Source organism: Streptomyces sp. NPDC007264 (genome assembly GCF_042869095.1).
GTDB lineage: Bacteria > Actinomycetota > Actinomycetes > Streptomycetales > Streptomycetaceae > Streptomyces.
This window is the reverse complement of record NZ_JBIAFD010000007.1, coordinates 73,871-90,019: the sequence shown is the minus strand read 5'-3', so window position 1 is coordinate 90,019 and position 16,149 is coordinate 73,871. Positions and strand designations below refer to the sequence as shown.

Genomic DNA, 16,149 nt, shown 5'->3' with positions numbered 1-16,149 from the left:
CGACGTCGTCGGATCGTCCGGCGTGCGGCTCACGTCCGGGGGATGCGGTGACTATCTCCCGCCCTGTGAGGGCGGTCACCCTTCCGTTCATTTAGTTCACGCTTATATGCCGAGGCAGACTGAACGCATGCGCGCGCCCCACCTCACGAGACCCCGCAGTCTCGCCGGCCAGCTCTTCGCGATGCAGGCCGTGCTGATCGCGGTGCTCGTCGCCGGGTACGCCCTCTTCTCGTACCTCAGCGACCGCCGCCAGGCGCAGGACGCGGCCGGCCGCCAGACGATGGCGGTGGCCCGCTCGGTCGCGGACGCCCCGTCGGTGCGGGAGGCGATCCGGACCGAGGACCCGACGCGGACGCTCCAGCCGTACGCCACCGCGGTGCAGCGGCACACGGGGGTGGACTTCGTCACGATCATGGATCCGCGGGGCATCCGCTGGACCCATCCCGATCCCGCGCGGATCGGCGAGCACTTCCTCGGCCACACCGCCCAGGCGCTCAGGGGCGAGTCCTTCACCGAGACGTACACCGGCACGCTGGGGCCCTCCGTCCGCGCGGTCACGCCCATCCGGGACGGCGGCCGGATCGTCGGCCTCGTCAGTGCGGGCATCAAGGTGCGAACCGTCTCGGCCCGGCTCCAGGACCAGGTGACGGCCATGGCCGGCGTCGCGGGCGGCGCGCTGGTCCTGGGCGGCATCGGCACCTACGTGATCAACGCCCGGCTGCGCCGCTCCACGCACGGCATGAACGCGACGGAACTCAGCCGCATGCACGACTACCACCAGGCCGCGCTGCACGCCGTGCGCGAGGGCCTGCTGATGCTCGACGGCCGCTACCGGGTGGCGTTGATCAACGACGGCGGCCGGGAACTGCTGGGCGTGACCGGCGAGGTGGTGGGCCGCTCGGTGGCGGAGCTGGGCCTGCCGGCCCCGCTGACGGGCACGCTGCTGGCCTCCGAGCCCCGGGTGGACGAGGTGCACCTCACGGCGGCCCGCGTGCTGGTCGTCAACACCTCCCCCGTCTCCGGCGGCGAGCGCCGGGGCACCGTGGTCACCCTCCGGGATGTGACGGAACTACAGGCGGTGACGGGCGAGTTGAACTCGGAGCGCGGCTTCACCCAGGCGCTGCGCTCGCAGGCGCACGAGGCGGCGAACCGCCTGCACACCGTGGTCTCGCTGATCGAACTGGGCCGCGCGGACGAGGCCGCCGGATTCGCCACGGCCGAACTGGAGCTGGCGCAGGCCCTGACGGACCAGGTGGTCGCCGCGGTCGACGAGCCGGTGCTGGCGGCCCTGCTGCTCGGCAAGGCGGCGCAGGCGAACGAGCAGGGGGTGGAGCTGGTGGTGTCGCAGGAGAGCCGCATCGACGACGGCCTGCTGCCGGCGTCGCTGCCGGCCCGGGACCTGGTGACGATCCTCGGCAACCTGATCGACAACGCGGTGGACGCGGCCAGGGGTTCGGCGGGCGCCCGGGTGACCGTGACGGCGTACTCGGAGGGGGCGGACCTGGTCCTGCGCGTGTCCGACACCGGCGACGGGGTGGACCCGGCGCACGCGGAGGCGGTGTTCGAGCGCGGCTGGTCGACGAAGGCCGCGGCCGGACCCGGCGGCCGCGGCCTGGGCCTGGCCCTGGTCCGGCAGACGGTGCGCCGCCACCGTGGCACGCTGACGGTGTCGAAGGCGGCCGGGGGCGGGGCGCGGTTCGAGGCGCGGGTGCCGCTGCCCGCGGTGGAACCGGCTCCGCCGGGGGCCGGGGCCGCCCTGTCCGGAGGTGACGCATGAACGAGCCCATCCGCGTCCTCGTCGTGGAGGACGACCCGGTCGCCGCGGACGCGCACCTGATGTACGTCGGCCGCGTCCCGGGCTTCACGGCGGTCGGGAAGGTGCACACGGGTGCGGAGGCGCGGCGGATGCTCGACCGCACCCCGGTGGACCTGCTCCTGCTGGACCTGCATCTGCCGGACGGGCACGGCCTGCAGCTGGCGCGGTCGCTGCGGGCGGCCGGCTGTCACACGGACGTCATCGCGGTGACCTCGGCGCGGGATCTGGCGGTGGTCCGCGAGGGCGTCTCGCTGGGCGTGGTGCAGTACGTGCTCAAGCCCTTCACGTTCGGGACGTTGCGGGACCGGCTGGTGCGGTACGCGGAGTTCCGCGCGGCGGCGGGCGAGGCGAGCGGTCAGGACGAGGTGGACCGGGCGCTCGCGGCGTTGCGGGCGCCGGGCCCCGCGGCACTGCCCAAGGGGCTGAGCGCCCCCACCCTGGAGCGGGTGACCTGTGCGGTGCGGGACTCGGCGGAAGGGCTGACGGCGGCCGGGGTCGCCGAGGCGGTGGGGATCTCCAGGATCACGGCCCGCCGTTATCTGGAGCACCTGGTCGAGGCCGGGCGGGCCGGACGCAGTCCGCTCTACGGACAGGTGGGGCGGCCCGAGTTGGTGTACCGGTGGGTGCGGGGAGCCGCCGGCGGTGCTTCGCTTTCGCGATGACCGAAACCGGTGGTGCACACGCATTGACCTGACTAGACCACTCCTCTACGTTCACCGGGCAGCCGTCTCGGCCACAACGACGTAGGCCAGTAGGAGGTCGTGCCCGTGCGCCCCACCGCCGCCCGCTTCCGTCCATCGTCCTTAGTCTGCGCCCTCGTCGCCGTATCGCTCGCCGCCCCGGCGCTCAGCGCCTGCGGCGGCGGTTCCGGCAGCGGCCCGAACACCGTCCGGGTCTCCTTCAAGCAGTCGACGGACAACTCGATCCACGTCATGGACGACTACCTCGCCGGCGTCAAGAAGCAGTTCGAGAAGGAGAATCCCGGCAAGAAGGTCGAGCTCGTCCCCGTCAAGGCCCCGGACTCGGAGTACTACGCCAAGCTGCAGCAGATGCTCCGCTCCCCCAGGACCGCCCCCGACCTGGTCTACGAGGACACCTTCCTCATCAACTCGGACATCACCAGCGGCTATCTCGAACCCCTCGACCCGTACCTCGCCGAGTGGAAGGACTGGGACCAGTTCATCGACACCGCGAAGGCGGCGGCGAAGGCGGAGGACGGCAGGACGTACGGCGTCCCCGACGGCACCGACACCCGGGGGCTCTGGTTCGACAAGGGCATCTTCGCGAAGGCCGGTCTGCCCGCCGACTGGCAGCCCAGGACCTGGGACGACATCCTCACCGCCGCCCGCACCGTCAGACGCAGGGTCCCCGGCGTCACGCCTCTCAACATCTACACGGGCAAACCGGCCGGCGAGGCCGCCACCATGCAGGGCTTCGAGATGCTGCTCTACGGCACGGGTGACGGCACCTCCGACCCCCTGTACGACAGGTCCACGAAGAAGTGGATCGCCGGGAGCCGGGGCTTCGAGGACGCGCTCGGTTTCCTCCGCACCGTGTACCGGGAGAAGCTGGGCACGGACGTCTCCCAGGCCCTCGACCCCAACGTCCAGACGATCGTGCGCGGCGAGATGCTCCCCAAGGGCAGGCTGGCCATCGACCTCGACGGATCCTGGCTCCCCCAGGACTGGCTGCCGGGCAGCGGCCACGAGTGGCCCGGGTGGTCGAAGGCGCTGGGCCTGGCGTACATGCCGACCCAGCACGGTCAGGCCCCGGGGAAGGTGAGCATGTCCGGCGGCTGGACCTGGTCGATCCCGGCGAAGGCCGCCCACCCCGACCTCGCCTTCACGTTCATCCGGACGATGCAGACCAAGGAGAACGCCCGGAAGTGGTACATCGCCAACTCGGGCATCGCGGTACGCAAGGACGTGGCGTCGGACCCGTCCTACGTGAAGGCCCAGCCCGGCATCGCGTTCTTCACGGGCCTGGTGGGCAGCACGCACTACCGCCCGGCGTTCCCGGCGTACCCCAGGGTCTCCACGGCCGTCCAGGAGGCCATGGAGAGCGTCACGACGGGTGACGCGTCGGTGGAGGAGGCGGCGCGCGGGTACGACGACGCCCTCAGGGCGGCCACCGGCGGCCAGGTGACCGAGAAGTGACTGCCGGTACGAGGGCGGTCCGGCGGCCGGCGCCGGACCGCCCGACCGGGGCGGGGCCGGCCGTGCCGCGCCGGGGCAGGGTGCGCCGGTCCCTGGTCCGCGCGCTGCCCGTCGCCCCCGCCCTGGTCCTTCTGCTGCTCTTCCTGGCGGGCCCGATCGCGTACTGCGCCTACATCGCCTTCACGGACCTGCAGCTCACGGGCCAGGCCCATGCCTCGTTCGTGGGCCTGGCGAACTTCCGCACGGCCTTCCGGGACGAGGAGTTCCGCAACGCGGTCCGGCTGACGCTGGTGTTCACGGTGCTGTCCTCGCTCGTCGGCCAGAACACGCTGGGGCTGGCGCTGGCCTCGCTGATGCGGCGGGCGTCGAGACCGGTCCGCACCCTGACGGGCGGGATCGTGATCACGGCCTGGGTGCTGCCCGAAGTGGTCGCGGGCTTTCTGCTGTACGCCTTCTTCCGTCGCGAGGGCACCTTGAACGCCGTCCTGGACTGGCTGCGTCTCCCGCGGCAGAACTGGTTGTTCACCCTCCCGATCCTGGCGGTGTCGTTCGCGAACGTGTGGCGGGGGACGGCGTTCTCGATGCTGGTGTACTCGGCGGCCCTGGGCGAGATCCCGCAGGAGATCACCGAGGCCGCCGAGGTGGACGGCGCGGGCGGATGGCGCCGCCTGTGGCACATCACGTTGCCGATGATCCGCCGCTCCATCGGCACGAACCTGATGCTGAACACCCTGCAGACGCTGTCGGTGTTCGGACTGATCTGGGTGATGACGAGGGGCGGCCCGGGACACCGCAGCCAGACGCTCCCCCTCTTCATGTACGAGCAGGCGTTCCAGAACTCCATGATCGGATACGGGACGGCGGTGGCGCTGCTGCTCCTGCTGGTGGGCTCCCTGTTCTCGGTCGTGTACATGCGGCTGCTGCGGACGGAGGTGTGACATGAGGTCCACCCCCGCCTCCCGCCGCACGGGCCGGAGGCTGGCCGCGGATGCCGGGCTGCTGGTGGCGGCGGCCGGGTTCGCCCTTCCGCTGGTGTGGGTGGTGCTGTCGTCGGTGGACGCGCACGCCGATCTGCGGGTGACGGCTCCGGACGGTGTGACGCTGGGCAACTTCGACGCGGTCCTGACGCCCGACATCACCTTCACGCCCCTGCTGAACAGCCTGGTCCTGTGCGGCGGGGGGACGCTGCTGACCGTCGTGTGCGCGGCCCTCGCGGCCTACCCGCTGTCCCGGTTCAGGTCCCGTCTGAACCGGCCGTTCCTGCTGACGATCCTGTTCGCGACGAGTCTGCCGGTCACGGCGGTCATGGTGCCGGTGTACGCGCTCTTCGTCCAGGTGAACCTGATCGACACGGTGCAGGGGACGGTCTTCTTCTTCGCCGCGTCGCAGCTCCCCTTCGCCATCTGGCTGATGAAGAACTTCATGGACGGCGTGCCGAAGGAACTGGAGGAGGCGGCGTGGACCGACGGGGCGTCGTCGCTGCAGTCACTGGCCCGGATCGTGCTGCCGCTGATGGGGCCGGGCGTGGCCGTGGTGACGGTGTTCTCGTTCGTGATGATGTGGGGGAACTTCTTCGTCCCCTTCATGCTGCTGCTGACGCCGGATCAGATGCCCGCGTCGGTCAGCATCAACGAGTTCTTCGGGAACCGGGGAATGGTGGCGTACGGGCAGTTGGCCGCCTTCTCGGTGATCTACTCGACGCCTGTGATCCTGCTGTACGTGCTCGTGGCACGGCGGCTGGGCGGAGGGTTCGCGCTGGGCGGGGCCGTCAAGGGGTGAGACCGGGCCACGGAGCGTTCGGATTGCGCCGCCGGTTACTCGCGTCACGGGTCTGCGGCGCGCGGGCCGCGCGGTGTCGGCACCCGGGCCCGCCGACGGCCCTGGGCATGTGCAGACGCTTGTGCACATAGGGATGCATATTCCCCGGTCAACTCCCGGACCGAAAGCCCGAGAACGCGGCCACCGACACTCTCCGGGGCGGCCGGAGGGAGGCCGGCCCCCCTCCGGCGACCACCGCGTCCCAGCTCAAACGGTACATTCCCACACTCCGTGAGTGTGGCCGAACAGAACGTAGTCAGGACCGTCACCCGCCCATAGCTTGTGCGCGTGCACCGACCGCAGGCCCAGAAGCCCACCCCCCCGTTCAACGCCCCGGCCGCCCGCAGACTGCGCAGAGCGCTCGGCATGGGGCCCGAGCACGTCGCGTACGGCATGCGCTCCTCGTACGGACTGCCCCATGTGACCCGCGACCTCGTGATGGCCTGGGAGCAGGCCACCGCCGCCCCCAGCACGCCCGAACTCATCGCGCTGGCAGGCGTGTTGTGGTGCTCCCCGGGCGAACTCGCCGGCCCGCCCCGCACGCTGAGGGAGCATCGCCTCGCCCGGGGGCTCACACCGGAGGACGTCGCCCACGCCGTGGGACTCGAACTGCTCACCTACCTGGAGATGGAGGAGACCGGCACATGGCGCGGCAACGACCGCCAGTCCACCGCCCTCGGCGAAGTGCTCGGCCTGTCCCTGCCCGACTTCGTCACCGTGACCGGCCGCGCCGTCAGGCTCGCCGAACTGCTGCGCAGCGCGGTCACCTCGCGCTGGAGCGGGTACGTCCGCCCCGTCGGCAAGATGCTGCCCCTGGAGCGGTCGCTGCTCGAGGACGTCCTCGAGGAGATGCACGCCGACTACCACGGGCGGACGGTCGCCACGCTCAGCTGGGGCACCGTGGCCACCGCGCCCGGCTCCAGTGAGGCCGGCCGGGACTACCTCGACCGCATCATCGAGAACTTCTGGTCGACGGTCGAGAGGAACGCCTACTGACGAGGCGCCGCGCACCGGACCCCGCTCGGGTCGGCCGGAAGGCGCCGGGACCCACAGCCGGCCTGACCCGAACGGCAGGGCCTAAAAAACCGACTCGGCCTCGTCCATGCGGTCCCTGGGCACCGTCTTCAGTTCGGTCACCGCCTCCGCCAGCGGCACCATCAGCACCTCGGTGCCGCGCAGGGCGGTCATCCTGCCGAACTCCCCGCGGTGCGCCGCCTCGATCGCGTGCCAGCCGAAGCGGGTCGCGAGCACCCGGTCGTAGGCGGTCGGCGTGCCGCCGCGCTGGACGTGGCCGAGGATGACCGGCCTGGCCTCCTTGCCGAGCCGCCTCTCCAGCTCGAAGGCCAGCGCCGTGCCGATGCCCCGGAAGCGCTCGTGGCCGTACTGGTCGATCTCGCCCTTGCCGTAGTCCATGGTGCCCTCGGCGGGGTGCGCGCCCTCGGCGACGCAGACGACCGCGAACTTCTTGCCCCGGGCGAAGCGCTCCTCGACCATCTTGACCAGGTCGGCCGGGTCGAAGGGGCGCTCCGGCAGGCAGATGCCGTGGGCGCCGGCCGCCATACCGGACTCCAGCGCGATCCAGCCCGCGTGCCGGCCCATGACCTCGACGACCATGACCCGCTGGTGCGACTCGGCGGTCGTCTTGAGGCGGTCCATCGCCTCGGTGGCGACCATGACGGCCGTGTCGAAGCCGAAGGTGCGGTCGGTGGAGGAGATGTCGTTGTCGATCGTCTTCGGGACGCCGACGACGGGCAGGCCCACGTCCGACAGCATCCGGGCCGCGGTCAGCGTGCCCTCGCCGCCGATCGGGATGAGCGCGTCGATGCCGAAGGAGCGGATGCTGTCGGCTCCGCTCGCGCACGCCTCGCGCAGGCGGTCGCGCTCCAGCCGGGAGGAACCGAGGATGGTGCCGCCGCGGGCCAGGATGCCGCTGACGGCGTCCAGGTCGAGGGTGCGGTAGTGGCCGTCGAGCAGGCCGCGGTAGCCGTCCTCGAAGCCGATCACCTCGTCGCCGTACTGCACGACCGCCCGGTGTACGACCGACCGGATCACTGCGTTCAGGCCCGGACAGTCGCCGCCTGCGGTGAGTACTCCGATGCGCATCGTGCTGTGTCTCCTGCCCGCTGTTGATACCGGTGAGCCAGTCCGATTGTTTCACGGCTCACAGCCCGGTGCCGCTTGCGCACCATCCACCCCGATCCGTCCTCGGAGACCGCGTTCTGACGGGCGTCTTAACCAGCCCGAGAGGTATTGTCAAGAGGGTTCTGCTCACCCTCGCGGGCGATCTTCTCGGGTGTCAGATCTCTCCCTCGCACACGGAGTCGGTCTACCGCGCCCGAGTCTCGCCCTCAGCCCGTGAACAGGGCATACGGCACCCCAGGGGCTGCCCGTCCGCCCGGCGGCGGCCCGCCCACCGAGAGACGAACGGAGAGCACCGCGTGACGCGCAGCGTGTACGTGACCGGGATCGACAGGGGCGACGGCCGCCAGATCGTCGAGCTGGGAGTGATGGAGCTGTTGACCCGGCAGGTCGACCGGGTGGGGGTCTTCCGCCCCCTCGTCCACGACGGACCCGACCGCCTCTTCGAACTGCTCCGCGCCCGCTACCGGCTCTCCCAGGACCCCGCCGGCGTGCACGGGCTGGACTACGACCGGGCGTCCACGCTGCTGTCCGAGCACGGGACGGACGAGCTGGTGTCCGTCCTCGTCGACCGGTTCCACGCCGTGGCCCGCGACTACGACGTCGTCCTCGTGATGGGCACCGACTTCGCCGCCACCCAGCTCCCGGACGAGTTGTCCCTCAACGCCCGGCTGGCCAACGAGTTCGGGGCGTCCGTCATCCCGGTCGTCGGCGGGCGGAAGCAGAGCGCCGAGGCCGTGCGCGCCGAGACCCGCAACGCCTACCGCGCCTACGACGGGCTCGGCTGCGACGTCCTCGCCATGGTCGTCAACCGGGTCGCCGCCCAGGACCGGGAGGCGATCTCCGAGCGGCTCGACTTCCGGCTCCCGGTGCCCTGTTACGTACTGCCCGACGATCCCGCGCTCTCGGCCCCCACGGTCGCCCAGATCACTCAGGTGCTCGGCGCCAGGGTCGTCCTCGGTGACGACGCGGGGATGGCGCGCGACGCCCTCGACTTCGTCTTCGGCGGCGCCATGCTGCCCAACCTCCTGCACGCGCTGACCCCGGGCTGCCTGGTGGTGACCCCGGGTGACCGCGCCGACCTCGTCATCGGCTCGCTGGCGGCGCACAGTGCCGGCACCCCGCCGATCGCCGGCGTCCTGCTCACCCTGGACGAGGTGCCCGGCGACGAGATCCTCACCCTCGCCGCCCGCCTCGCCCCCGGCACCCCGGTGATCTCGGTGCCCGCCAACAGCTTCCCCACCGCCGAGCAGCTCTTCGCCCTGGAGGGCAAGATGACCGCGGCCACGCCGCGCAAGGCGGAGCGGGCGCTCGGGCTCTTCGAGCGGTACGTCGACACCACCGGCCTGCTGAAGCGGGTGTCGGCCCCGAGCAGCGACCGGGTCACGCCGATGATGTTCGAGCACCAGCTGCTCGAACAGGCCCGCGTCGACAAGCGCCGGGTCGTGCTCCCCGAGGGCACCGAGGAGCGTGTGCTGCACGCCGCGGAGGTGCTGCTGCGCCGCGGGGTCTGCGACCTGACCCTGCTCGGGCCCGTCGAGCAGATCCACAAGAGGGCCGCCGACCTCGGCATCGACCTGGGTGGCTCGCAACTGATCGACCCGGCCACCTCCGAGCTGCGCGAAGCCTTCGCCGAGAAGTACGCCCGGCTGCGTGCGCACAAGGGCGTCACGGCCGAGCTGGCGTACGACGTGGTCGGCGACCCCACGTACTTCGGCACCCTCATGGTCGAGGAGGGATTCGCCGACGGCATGGTGTCCGGTGCCGTGCACTCGACGGCCGCCACCATCCGGCCCGCCTTCGAGATCATCAAGACCAGGCCGGACGCGAAGATCGTCAGCTCGGTCTTCTTCATGTGCCTCGCCGACAAGGTGCTCGTCTACGGCGACTGCGCGGTCAACCCCGACCCCGACGCCGAGCAGCTGGCCGACATCGCCATCCAGTCGGCCACCACCGCCCGGCAGTTCGGCGTGGAGCCGCGGATCGCCATGCTGTCGTACTCCACCGGCACCTCCGGCACGGGCGCCGACGTCGACAAGGTGCGCGAGGCCACCGAACTGGTACGGCTGCGCCGCGGCGATCTCATGATCGAAGGGCCGATCCAGTACGACGCCGCCGTCGAGCCCACCGTCGCGGCGACCAAGCTGCCGGAGTCGGACGTGGCCGGGCAGGCGACCGTGCTGATCTTCCCGGACCTCAACACCGGCAACAACACCTACAAGGCCGTGCAGCGCTCGGCCGGCGCGATCGCCGTCGGGCCGGTCCTCCAGGGCCTGCGCAAGCCCGTCAACGACCTGTCCCGGGGCGCCCTCGTCCAGGACATCGTCAACACCGTCGCCATCACGGCGATCCAGGCCCAGACCTCCTCCGAGAAGGCGGCGGCCCAGTGAGCCCCTCCCGCGTCCTCGTCCTCAACTCCGGCTCCTCGTCGGTGAAGTACCAGCTGCTGGACATGCGTGACAGCAGCCGGCTGGCCGTGGGCATCGTCGAGCGCATCGGCGAGCAGACGTCGCGGTTGCGGCACACGACGCTCACCACCGGCGCGACCCGTGAGCAGAGCGGGCCGGTCGCCGACCACGACGCCGCCCTCAAGGCCGTCGCGGAGGAGCTCGCCAGGGACGGGCTGGGACTGGACTCGCCGGAGCTGGCGGCGATCGGCCACCGCGTGGTGCACGGGGGCAAGCACTTCACCCGGCCCACCGTCGTCGACGCGACCGTGCTCGCCGAGATCGAGCGGCTGATCCCGGTCGCGCCGCTGCACAACCCGGCCAACCTCACCGGGATCCGCACGGCCATGGCGCTGCGCCCGGACCTGCCGCAGGTCGCCGTCTTCGACACCGCGTTCCACACGACCATGCCGGAGTCCGCGGCCCGGTACGCGATCGACGTGCGCACCGCGGACCGGCACCGGGTCCGGCGCTACGGGTTCCACGGGACCTCGCACGCGTATGTGTCCCGGGCGACCGCGAAGCTGCTGGGCAGGGCGCCGGAGGAGGTCAACCTGATCGTGCTGCACCTCGGCAACGGCGCCTCGGCCTCGGCGGTGCGGGGCGGCCGGTGCGTGGACACCTCCATGGGGCTCACCCCCCTGGAGGGACTCGTGATGGGGACGCGCTCGGGCGACGTGGATCCCGCGGTCGTCTTCCACCTGGTGCGCGTGGGCGGGATGTCCGTCGACGAGATCGACTCGCTCCTCAACACGAGGAGCGGACTGACCGGTCTGTGCGGCGACAACGACATGCGGGAGATCTGCCGCCGGATCGAGGAGGGCGACCAGCAGGCGCGCCTCGCCTTCGACATCTACATCCACCGGCTGAAGAAGTACATCGGCGCCTACTACGCGGTACTCGGCCGGGTGGACGCGATCGCCTTCACGGCCGGTGTGGGCGAGAACGCGGCGCCCGTAAGGGCGGCGGCCGTCGCGGGCCTGGAGGAGCTGGGCCTCGTGGTCGACGGCGACCTGAACGCCGTCCGCGGCAGCGGGGCGCGGCTGATCTCGCCTCCGGACGCGCGGGTGGCGATCGCCGTGGTGCCGACCGACGAGGAGATGGAGATCGCCACGCAGACCTACGCCCTGGTCGGAGGGGGCGACGCCTGAGCGCGAACCTGCTCCTTTGTACCTTCCTCCCGACGGAATATTCCGTAGCGAAACAAACCGATAGGATCGCCCCATGCGCCGTTCGAAAATCGTCTGCACCCTCGGCCCTGCGGTCGACTCCCACGACATGCTCGTCGCGCTGATCGAGGCCGGCATGAACGTGGCCCGCTTCAACTTCAGCCACGGCACGCACGCAGAGCACCAGGCGCGGTACGACCGCGTCCGGTCCGCGGCCGCCGAGACCGGCAGGGCCGTCGGTGTCCTCGCCGACCTCCAGGGCCCCAAGATCCGCCTGGAGACCTTCGCGGAGGGCCCGGTCGAGCTGGTCCGCGGTGACGAGTTCATCATCACCGTCGAGGACGTGCCGGGCGACAGGTCGATCTGCGGCACGACGTACAAGGGCCTGCCGGGCGACGTCTCCAAGGGCGACCAGATCCTCATCAACGACGGCAACGTCGAGCTGAAGGTCGTGGACGTCGAGGGTCCCCGGGTCAGGACGATCGTCATCGAGGGCGGCGTCATCTCCGATCACAAGGGCATCAACCTGCCCGGCGCCGCGGTGAACGTGCCGGCGCTGTCCGAGAAGGACGTGGAGGACCTGCGCTTCGCGCTGCGCATGGGCTGCGACATGGTCGCGCTGTCCTTCGTGCGGGACGCCGACGACGTCAAGGACGTCCATCGCGTCATGGACGAGGAGGGCCGACGCGTCCCGGTCATCGCCAAGGTGGAGAAGCCGCAGGCGGTGGAGAACATGGAGGACGTCGTGATGGCGTTCGACGGCGTGATGGTCGCCCGCGGCGACCTGGCCGTCGAGTACCCGCTCGAGAAGGTCCCGATGGTGCAGAAGCGGCTGATCGAGCTGTGCCGCCGCAATGCCAAGCCGGTGATCGTGGCGACCCAGATGATGGAGTCGATGATCACCAACTCCCGTCCGACGCGCGCCGAGGCGTCCGACGTGGCCAACGCGATCCTGGACGGCGCCGACGCGGTCATGCTGTCGGCCGAGTCCAGCGTGGGCGCGTTCCCGATCGAGACGGTCAAGACGATGTCGAAGATCGTGGTCGCGGCGGAGCAGGAACTGCTCTCCAAGGGCCTCCAGCCGCTGGTGCCGGGCAAGAAGCCGCGGACGCAGGGCGGTTCGGTGGCCCGTGCCGCCTGTGAGATCGCGGACTTCCTGGGCGGCAAGGGCCTGGTGGCCTTCACCCAGTCCGGCGACACCGCCCGCCGGCTGTGCCGCTACCGGGCGTGCCAGCCCATCCTGGCGTTCACCACGGACGAGTCCACCCGCAACCAGCTGACGCTGAGCTGGGGCGTGGAGTCGTACATCGCGCCGTTCGTGGCGGGCACCGACGAGATGGTGGATCTGGTCGACCAGGAGCTGGTCAAGCTCAAGCGGTTCAACGAGGGCGACATCGTGATCATCACCGCCGGCTCCCCGCCCGGCGTTCCCGGTACCACCAACATGGTCCGCGTCCACCACCTGGGCGAGGGCGAGCGCAACTGACACCGCTGACGCCGTACGACGACGAGGGCGCCCCCTGCGTGCAGGGGGCGCCCTCACCGTGTGCGGCTCCCGAACGGGTCTTACGGGGGGTCAGTTCCCGCCGGTGGTGAACAGGTGCATGCCCGGCACGTGCAGCGTCCCGCCGAACTGGCCGGCCTGGGTGACGTTCACCTTCGTGAAGTAGATCAGCGGGATGTTCAGCGGCGGCGGGTTGTCCGGGTCGAAGGTGACCGGGATCAGACCGAACAGGTTGCCGGAGATGCTCTCGGTGTACATCACCGTGTCGCCGTCGCGGATGGTGGACGTCGAGCCCTTGGCGGCCTGGACGTGGTAGGTCTCGCCCTTCTGGCCGTCGACGAGCTGGTGCAGGTCGCCGATGTCGGTGCCGCCGGAGACCACGTACTTCAGGACCTTCTTGACGGTGCCGTTGGCGGTGCGCACCTTGACGATGCCCTGGTAGTCGGCGCCCTTGAGCAGCAGCGAGCTGGCCTGCAGGTGCCAGGGGGCGTCGGGCAGGGGCGCGGTGTTCTCGACACCGCCCTGGTCGGTGGTGGCGGTGGGGCAGTCGGCCGTCGACGTGGAGGAGCTCGGGGACGGACTCGCGGTCGCCGCGGAGGTGGCCGCCTTGACGGCGTCGCTCGCCGCGGTGGTGGCGTCGGACGCCGCCTTCGTCGCCGTGTCCGTCGTGTCCTTCACGGTGTTCTTGACCGTGTCGGTGACCTTCTTGGTCGTGTCCGTGACGGTGGACGACGTGCCCGTGCCCGTGGTCGCGGTCGCCGAGGGGGACGGCGACGGCGTGGCCGACGCGCTCGGCGACGAGCTGCCGCCGGGCGTGAAGACGTCCTTGATCGCGTTGCCGAGGTCGGTCAGCAGGTTGCCGCCGCTCGCGGACGCCGACGGACTCGGCGTGGACGTACCGCCGCTCGACGACGTTCCCGAGGAACTCGAGGAGGACGTGGACGTGGTCGAGGAGGCGGACGGCTCGGGCGCGGCCTTGTCGCCGGAACCTGAATCCGACGAAGAGGTCTTGGCCGGGGCCGTGTCCGCCGAGGCGGAGGGCGTCGGCGTCGCCGTGTCGGCGGACTGGGACGCGCTCGCCGAGGCGGACGGCGTGGGCGTGGCCGTGGAACCGTCCAGCGCCTGGACGCACTTCTGGTACTCGTCCGCCGTCAGGCTCTTCGACGACGTGGTGTCGTCGGCCTGGGCGAGCGTCGGTGTGAACCCCATGCCCATGAGGACCGCGGTCGGCATCGCCGCGAGGGCGATCGCCTTGCCGGCCGGCACGTGGAACCTGGTGAACAGCGGCCTTCTGGGAGCCGCGTGGCGTGGCCCGGTTCTCTCCCGGGACGCGTCCGCGTCAGCCCCGTGGGCCACCTCGTCAGCCGGCACTGTGCCTCCCGTTCGCCCCGTTGGCCGGGCTCGTTCCTGACAGATCGTTCGGTTCGCCCACCGCGTCCCCGGCTTCCGTCGACGCGTGCTCGGCGGCATCGTCCTGCTTGGTGGCCGCCTGCTCGGCCGGCTCGGCCACGGGCTCACCCGGCACCCAGGCGACCGCCATCGCGCCGCCGATCAGGGCGAGCAGGAAGCCCATCACGAAACCGCCGAAGTTGGAGACCGGAAGGGACACCAGCCCCAGGAGGATCGAAGCGACTCCCGCGAAGGTCCGTACGTGCCGCTGGAACCAGAGGCTGACGCCCAGCACGACCAGCAGCACGCCGATGATGAGAGACCCCGCCCCGGCGGTGGTGGCCATGGCCAGCGTGAGATGCCCGACCTGCAGGTGCGCATACGGGAAGTACATGATCGGGAAGCCGCTCAGCAGAACGAAGAGACCGGCCCAGAAGGGGCGCGTGCCCCTCCAGTCACGGAAGTTCCGCCGGAAGACTGTCAGGTAGTGCTCGTTCTGTCCGGTCAACTCGGCGCTCATGGAAAACAGCTCCCTGGAACGGTGTTGCTGTGGGGACGTACTGGTGGTGCCTGCGGAAGAAGGGGGTGGGGCGGGCGAGCCGGCCGCAGGGCTGGTCGCCCGCCCCGGGAGTGCTTAGTAGCACTCCTTGACACCGGTCGACAGCGACATGTGGAGACCGCTGAGCTTGAAGGTGCCGGCGGTGGTCGCCCACGCCGTCTGCTTCACGTCGGTCAGCGTCACCGAGTCGGCCTGCTGGGCGAACCCGAACGGGTTGGCCTGCTCGCCGCCGCCCTTCATGCCCGGACCCTTGCTGGCGTCCTTGGCGGCCACGCCGATGTCGATGTTCTTGAACGTGGCATCGGCAGCGAGGTCGGCCACGTCGATGTAGAGGTTGTCGGCCTCTGCCGGCGTGTCACCCGTACCCGCCGTCAGCTTCAGGCTGACGGAGCCGAGCAGCGGGATGTTCGGGGTGACCACCGACTGGCACATGTTCTTGAGCGTCGCGGACTTGAAGGCCGAGACCGCCACCGGGTGAACCGTCTTCTGGCCGTCGAGGGTGTACCCCTGGTCAAGGGCTCCGTACTGCGAGAAGCCCGTACCCTCGACCCGGTCCGCCGTCACCTTGAACGACTGCCCCGACACGCTGAACGACGCGGCGAGCGCGCCCTGCGCGAGGGCGACACCTATCGCTGCCGTCGCGGCGACGCTGGGCACCATGACCACAGCGAACCGCTTCCATCTGGTCCCGCCACGCACCTGGGACTCCATATTTCCTCCTTCTCGGACGTACATCGCCTGGCCCCGGTTCGCTACCGGTCGGCGGCTTGGCCGGGCAGGGATGGGAGAAGTGCTACGTCCTCGGGAAGGAGAGCGCCTGCGCTCGGAGGCGCGAACTGCGCCCCAGATCACCGGCGATCACCCCCGAGCGACAACCACTGGTCGCGCCTGACACGCATCACGCACAACCTGCCGGACAGGCTCCGCCGTGGCGGAGACCCCCCTGTCCAGGACCCGGCGCCACTGCCGCCGGCTCCTGCTCGGTGGGGACCCACGAAGATCCGTTGCCCCGGCTGGCTGTCGGGTACGGCGTTGGACCGAGCGTGGCCGATCGTGGTGCATTCTCGCCGCCCCCGCAAGGGGGTTCGTTACTGGCTAGTAACGGCCGGATAACCGACTGACGACCCGTTGGTCTCGCCCGACAACTCTTCG

The 16,149-nt window shown here is 70.8% G+C and carries 13 protein-coding genes; 9 read left to right on the top strand and 4 right to left on the bottom strand.

Annotation, left to right across the window (positions count from 1 at the left end; all coding sequences use genetic code 11):
• Window positions 1–127 precede the first annotated feature (127 nt).
• The 6 genes from ACFYMU_RS13870 (at window position 128) to ACFYMU_RS13845 (ending at window position 6,786) form a co-directional block, all read left to right on the top strand.
• Window positions 128–1,777 (top strand): ATP-binding protein, encoded by a 1,650-nt coding sequence (locus ACFYMU_RS13870; protein WP_388372395.1) that lies wholly within the window; start codon window positions 128–130, stop codon window positions 1,775–1,777.
• Window positions 1,774–2,478, top strand: coding sequence for a response regulator (locus ACFYMU_RS13865; RefSeq protein WP_388372393.1), 705 nt, complete (start codon window positions 1,774–1,776; stop codon window positions 2,476–2,478). Before ACFYMU_RS13870 ends, ACFYMU_RS13865 begins: the two co-directional genes overlap by 4 nt.
• A 99-nt stretch (window positions 2,479–2,577) precedes the next feature.
• Complete coding sequence (locus ACFYMU_RS13860; RefSeq protein WP_388372391.1) at window positions 2,578–3,972, top strand: extracellular solute-binding protein; 1,395 nt, start codon at window positions 2,578–2,580, stop codon at window positions 3,970–3,972.
• Window positions 3,973–4,034: 62 nt separating this feature from the next.
• Entirely contained in the window at window positions 4,035–4,910 is an 876-nt protein-coding gene (locus ACFYMU_RS13855; protein ID WP_388372898.1) for a carbohydrate ABC transporter permease, read from the top strand.
• Window position 4,911: 1 nt separating this feature from the next.
• Window positions 4,912–5,751, top strand: a complete 840-nt coding sequence (locus ACFYMU_RS13850; protein WP_388372389.1) for a carbohydrate ABC transporter permease — start codon at window positions 4,912–4,914, stop codon at window positions 5,749–5,751.
• A gap of 321 nt (window positions 5,752–6,072) precedes the next feature.
• The gene (locus ACFYMU_RS13845) at window positions 6,073–6,786 is read left to right on the top strand and encodes a helix-turn-helix domain-containing protein (RefSeq protein WP_388372387.1); all 714 of its coding nucleotides are present in this window, start codon (window positions 6,073–6,075) and stop codon (window positions 6,784–6,786) included.
• Between the two features lie 81 nt (window positions 6,787–6,867).
• On the opposite strand, the gene ACFYMU_RS13840 is transcribed toward ACFYMU_RS13845, so the two are convergent.
• Entirely contained in the window at window positions 6,868–7,893 is a 1,026-nt protein-coding gene (locus tag ACFYMU_RS13840; RefSeq protein WP_388372385.1) for an ATP-dependent 6-phosphofructokinase, read from the bottom strand.
• A 335-nt stretch (window positions 7,894–8,228) separates the two neighbouring features.
• Here ACFYMU_RS13840 and pta point away from each other — a divergent pair, with 335 nt between their 5' ends.
• The 3 genes from pta to pyk all read left to right on the top strand — a co-directional run bounded on the left by pta (window position 8,229) and on the right by pyk (window position 13,031).
• A complete protein-coding gene (gene pta / locus ACFYMU_RS13835; protein WP_388372383.1) occupies window positions 8,229–10,319 on the top strand; it encodes a phosphate acetyltransferase in 2,091 nt (696 codons plus the stop codon).
• A complete protein-coding gene (locus ACFYMU_RS13830) occupies window positions 10,316–11,527 on the top strand; it encodes an acetate kinase (RefSeq protein ID WP_388372381.1) in 1,212 nt (403 codons plus the stop codon). Before pta ends, ACFYMU_RS13830 begins: the two co-directional genes overlap by 4 nt.
• Window positions 11,528–11,600: 73 nt before the next feature.
• Window positions 11,601–13,031, top strand: coding sequence for a pyruvate kinase (pyk, locus tag ACFYMU_RS13825; RefSeq protein WP_388372379.1), 1,431 nt, complete (start codon window positions 11,601–11,603; stop codon window positions 13,029–13,031).
• Between the two features lie 90 nt (window positions 13,032–13,121).
• Here pyk and ACFYMU_RS13820 read toward each other — a convergent pair whose 3' ends face one another.
• The 3 genes from ACFYMU_RS13820 to ACFYMU_RS13810 all read right to left on the bottom strand — a co-directional run bounded on the left by ACFYMU_RS13820 (window position 13,122) and on the right by ACFYMU_RS13810 (window position 15,708).
• On the bottom strand, window positions 13,122–14,420 hold the full coding sequence (locus ACFYMU_RS13820) for a hypothetical protein (RefSeq protein WP_388372377.1): 1,299 nt from the start codon (window positions 14,418–14,420) through the stop codon (window positions 13,122–13,124).
• The gene (locus tag ACFYMU_RS13815) at window positions 14,410–14,958 is read right to left on the bottom strand and encodes a DUF6114 domain-containing protein (RefSeq protein ID WP_388372375.1); all 549 of its coding nucleotides are present in this window, start codon (window positions 14,956–14,958) and stop codon (window positions 14,410–14,412) included. The genes ACFYMU_RS13820 and ACFYMU_RS13815 overlap by 11 nt, the downstream gene beginning before the upstream one ends.
• A 114-nt stretch (window positions 14,959–15,072) precedes the next feature.
• Window positions 15,073–15,708 (bottom strand): DUF6230 family protein, encoded by a 636-nt coding sequence (locus ACFYMU_RS13810; RefSeq protein WP_388372373.1) that lies wholly within the window; start codon window positions 15,706–15,708, stop codon window positions 15,073–15,075.
• Window positions 15,709–16,149: the final 441 nt, after the last annotated feature.

What these genes read in the sequence shown, in the direction of transcription:
- ACFYMU_RS13870 (WP_388372395.1), top strand. Translation starts at nt 128, where the DNA reads ATGCGCGCGCCCCACCTCACGAGACCCCGCAGTCTCGCCGGCCAGCTC.
- ACFYMU_RS13865 (WP_388372393.1), top strand. Translation starts at nt 1,774, where the DNA reads ATGAACGAGCCCATCCGCGTCCTCGTCGTGGAGGACGACCCGGTCGCC.
- ACFYMU_RS13850 (WP_388372389.1), top strand. Translation starts at nt 4,912, where the DNA reads ATGAGGTCCACCCCCGCCTCCCGCCGCACGGGCCGGAGGCTGGCCGCG.
- ACFYMU_RS13840 (WP_388372385.1), bottom strand. Translation starts at nt 7,893, where the DNA reads ATGCGCATCGGAGTACTCACCGCAGGCGGCGACTGTCCGGGCCTGAAC.
- pyk (WP_388372379.1), top strand. Translation starts at nt 11,601, where the DNA reads ATGCGCCGTTCGAAAATCGTCTGCACCCTCGGCCCTGCGGTCGACTCC.
- ACFYMU_RS13815 (WP_388372375.1), bottom strand. Translation starts at nt 14,958, where the DNA reads ATGAGCGCCGAGTTGACCGGACAGAACGAGCACTACCTGACAGTCTTC.
- ACFYMU_RS13810 (WP_388372373.1), bottom strand. Translation starts at nt 15,708, where the DNA reads ATGGAGTCCCAGGTGCGTGGCGGGACCAGATGGAAGCGGTTCGCTGTG.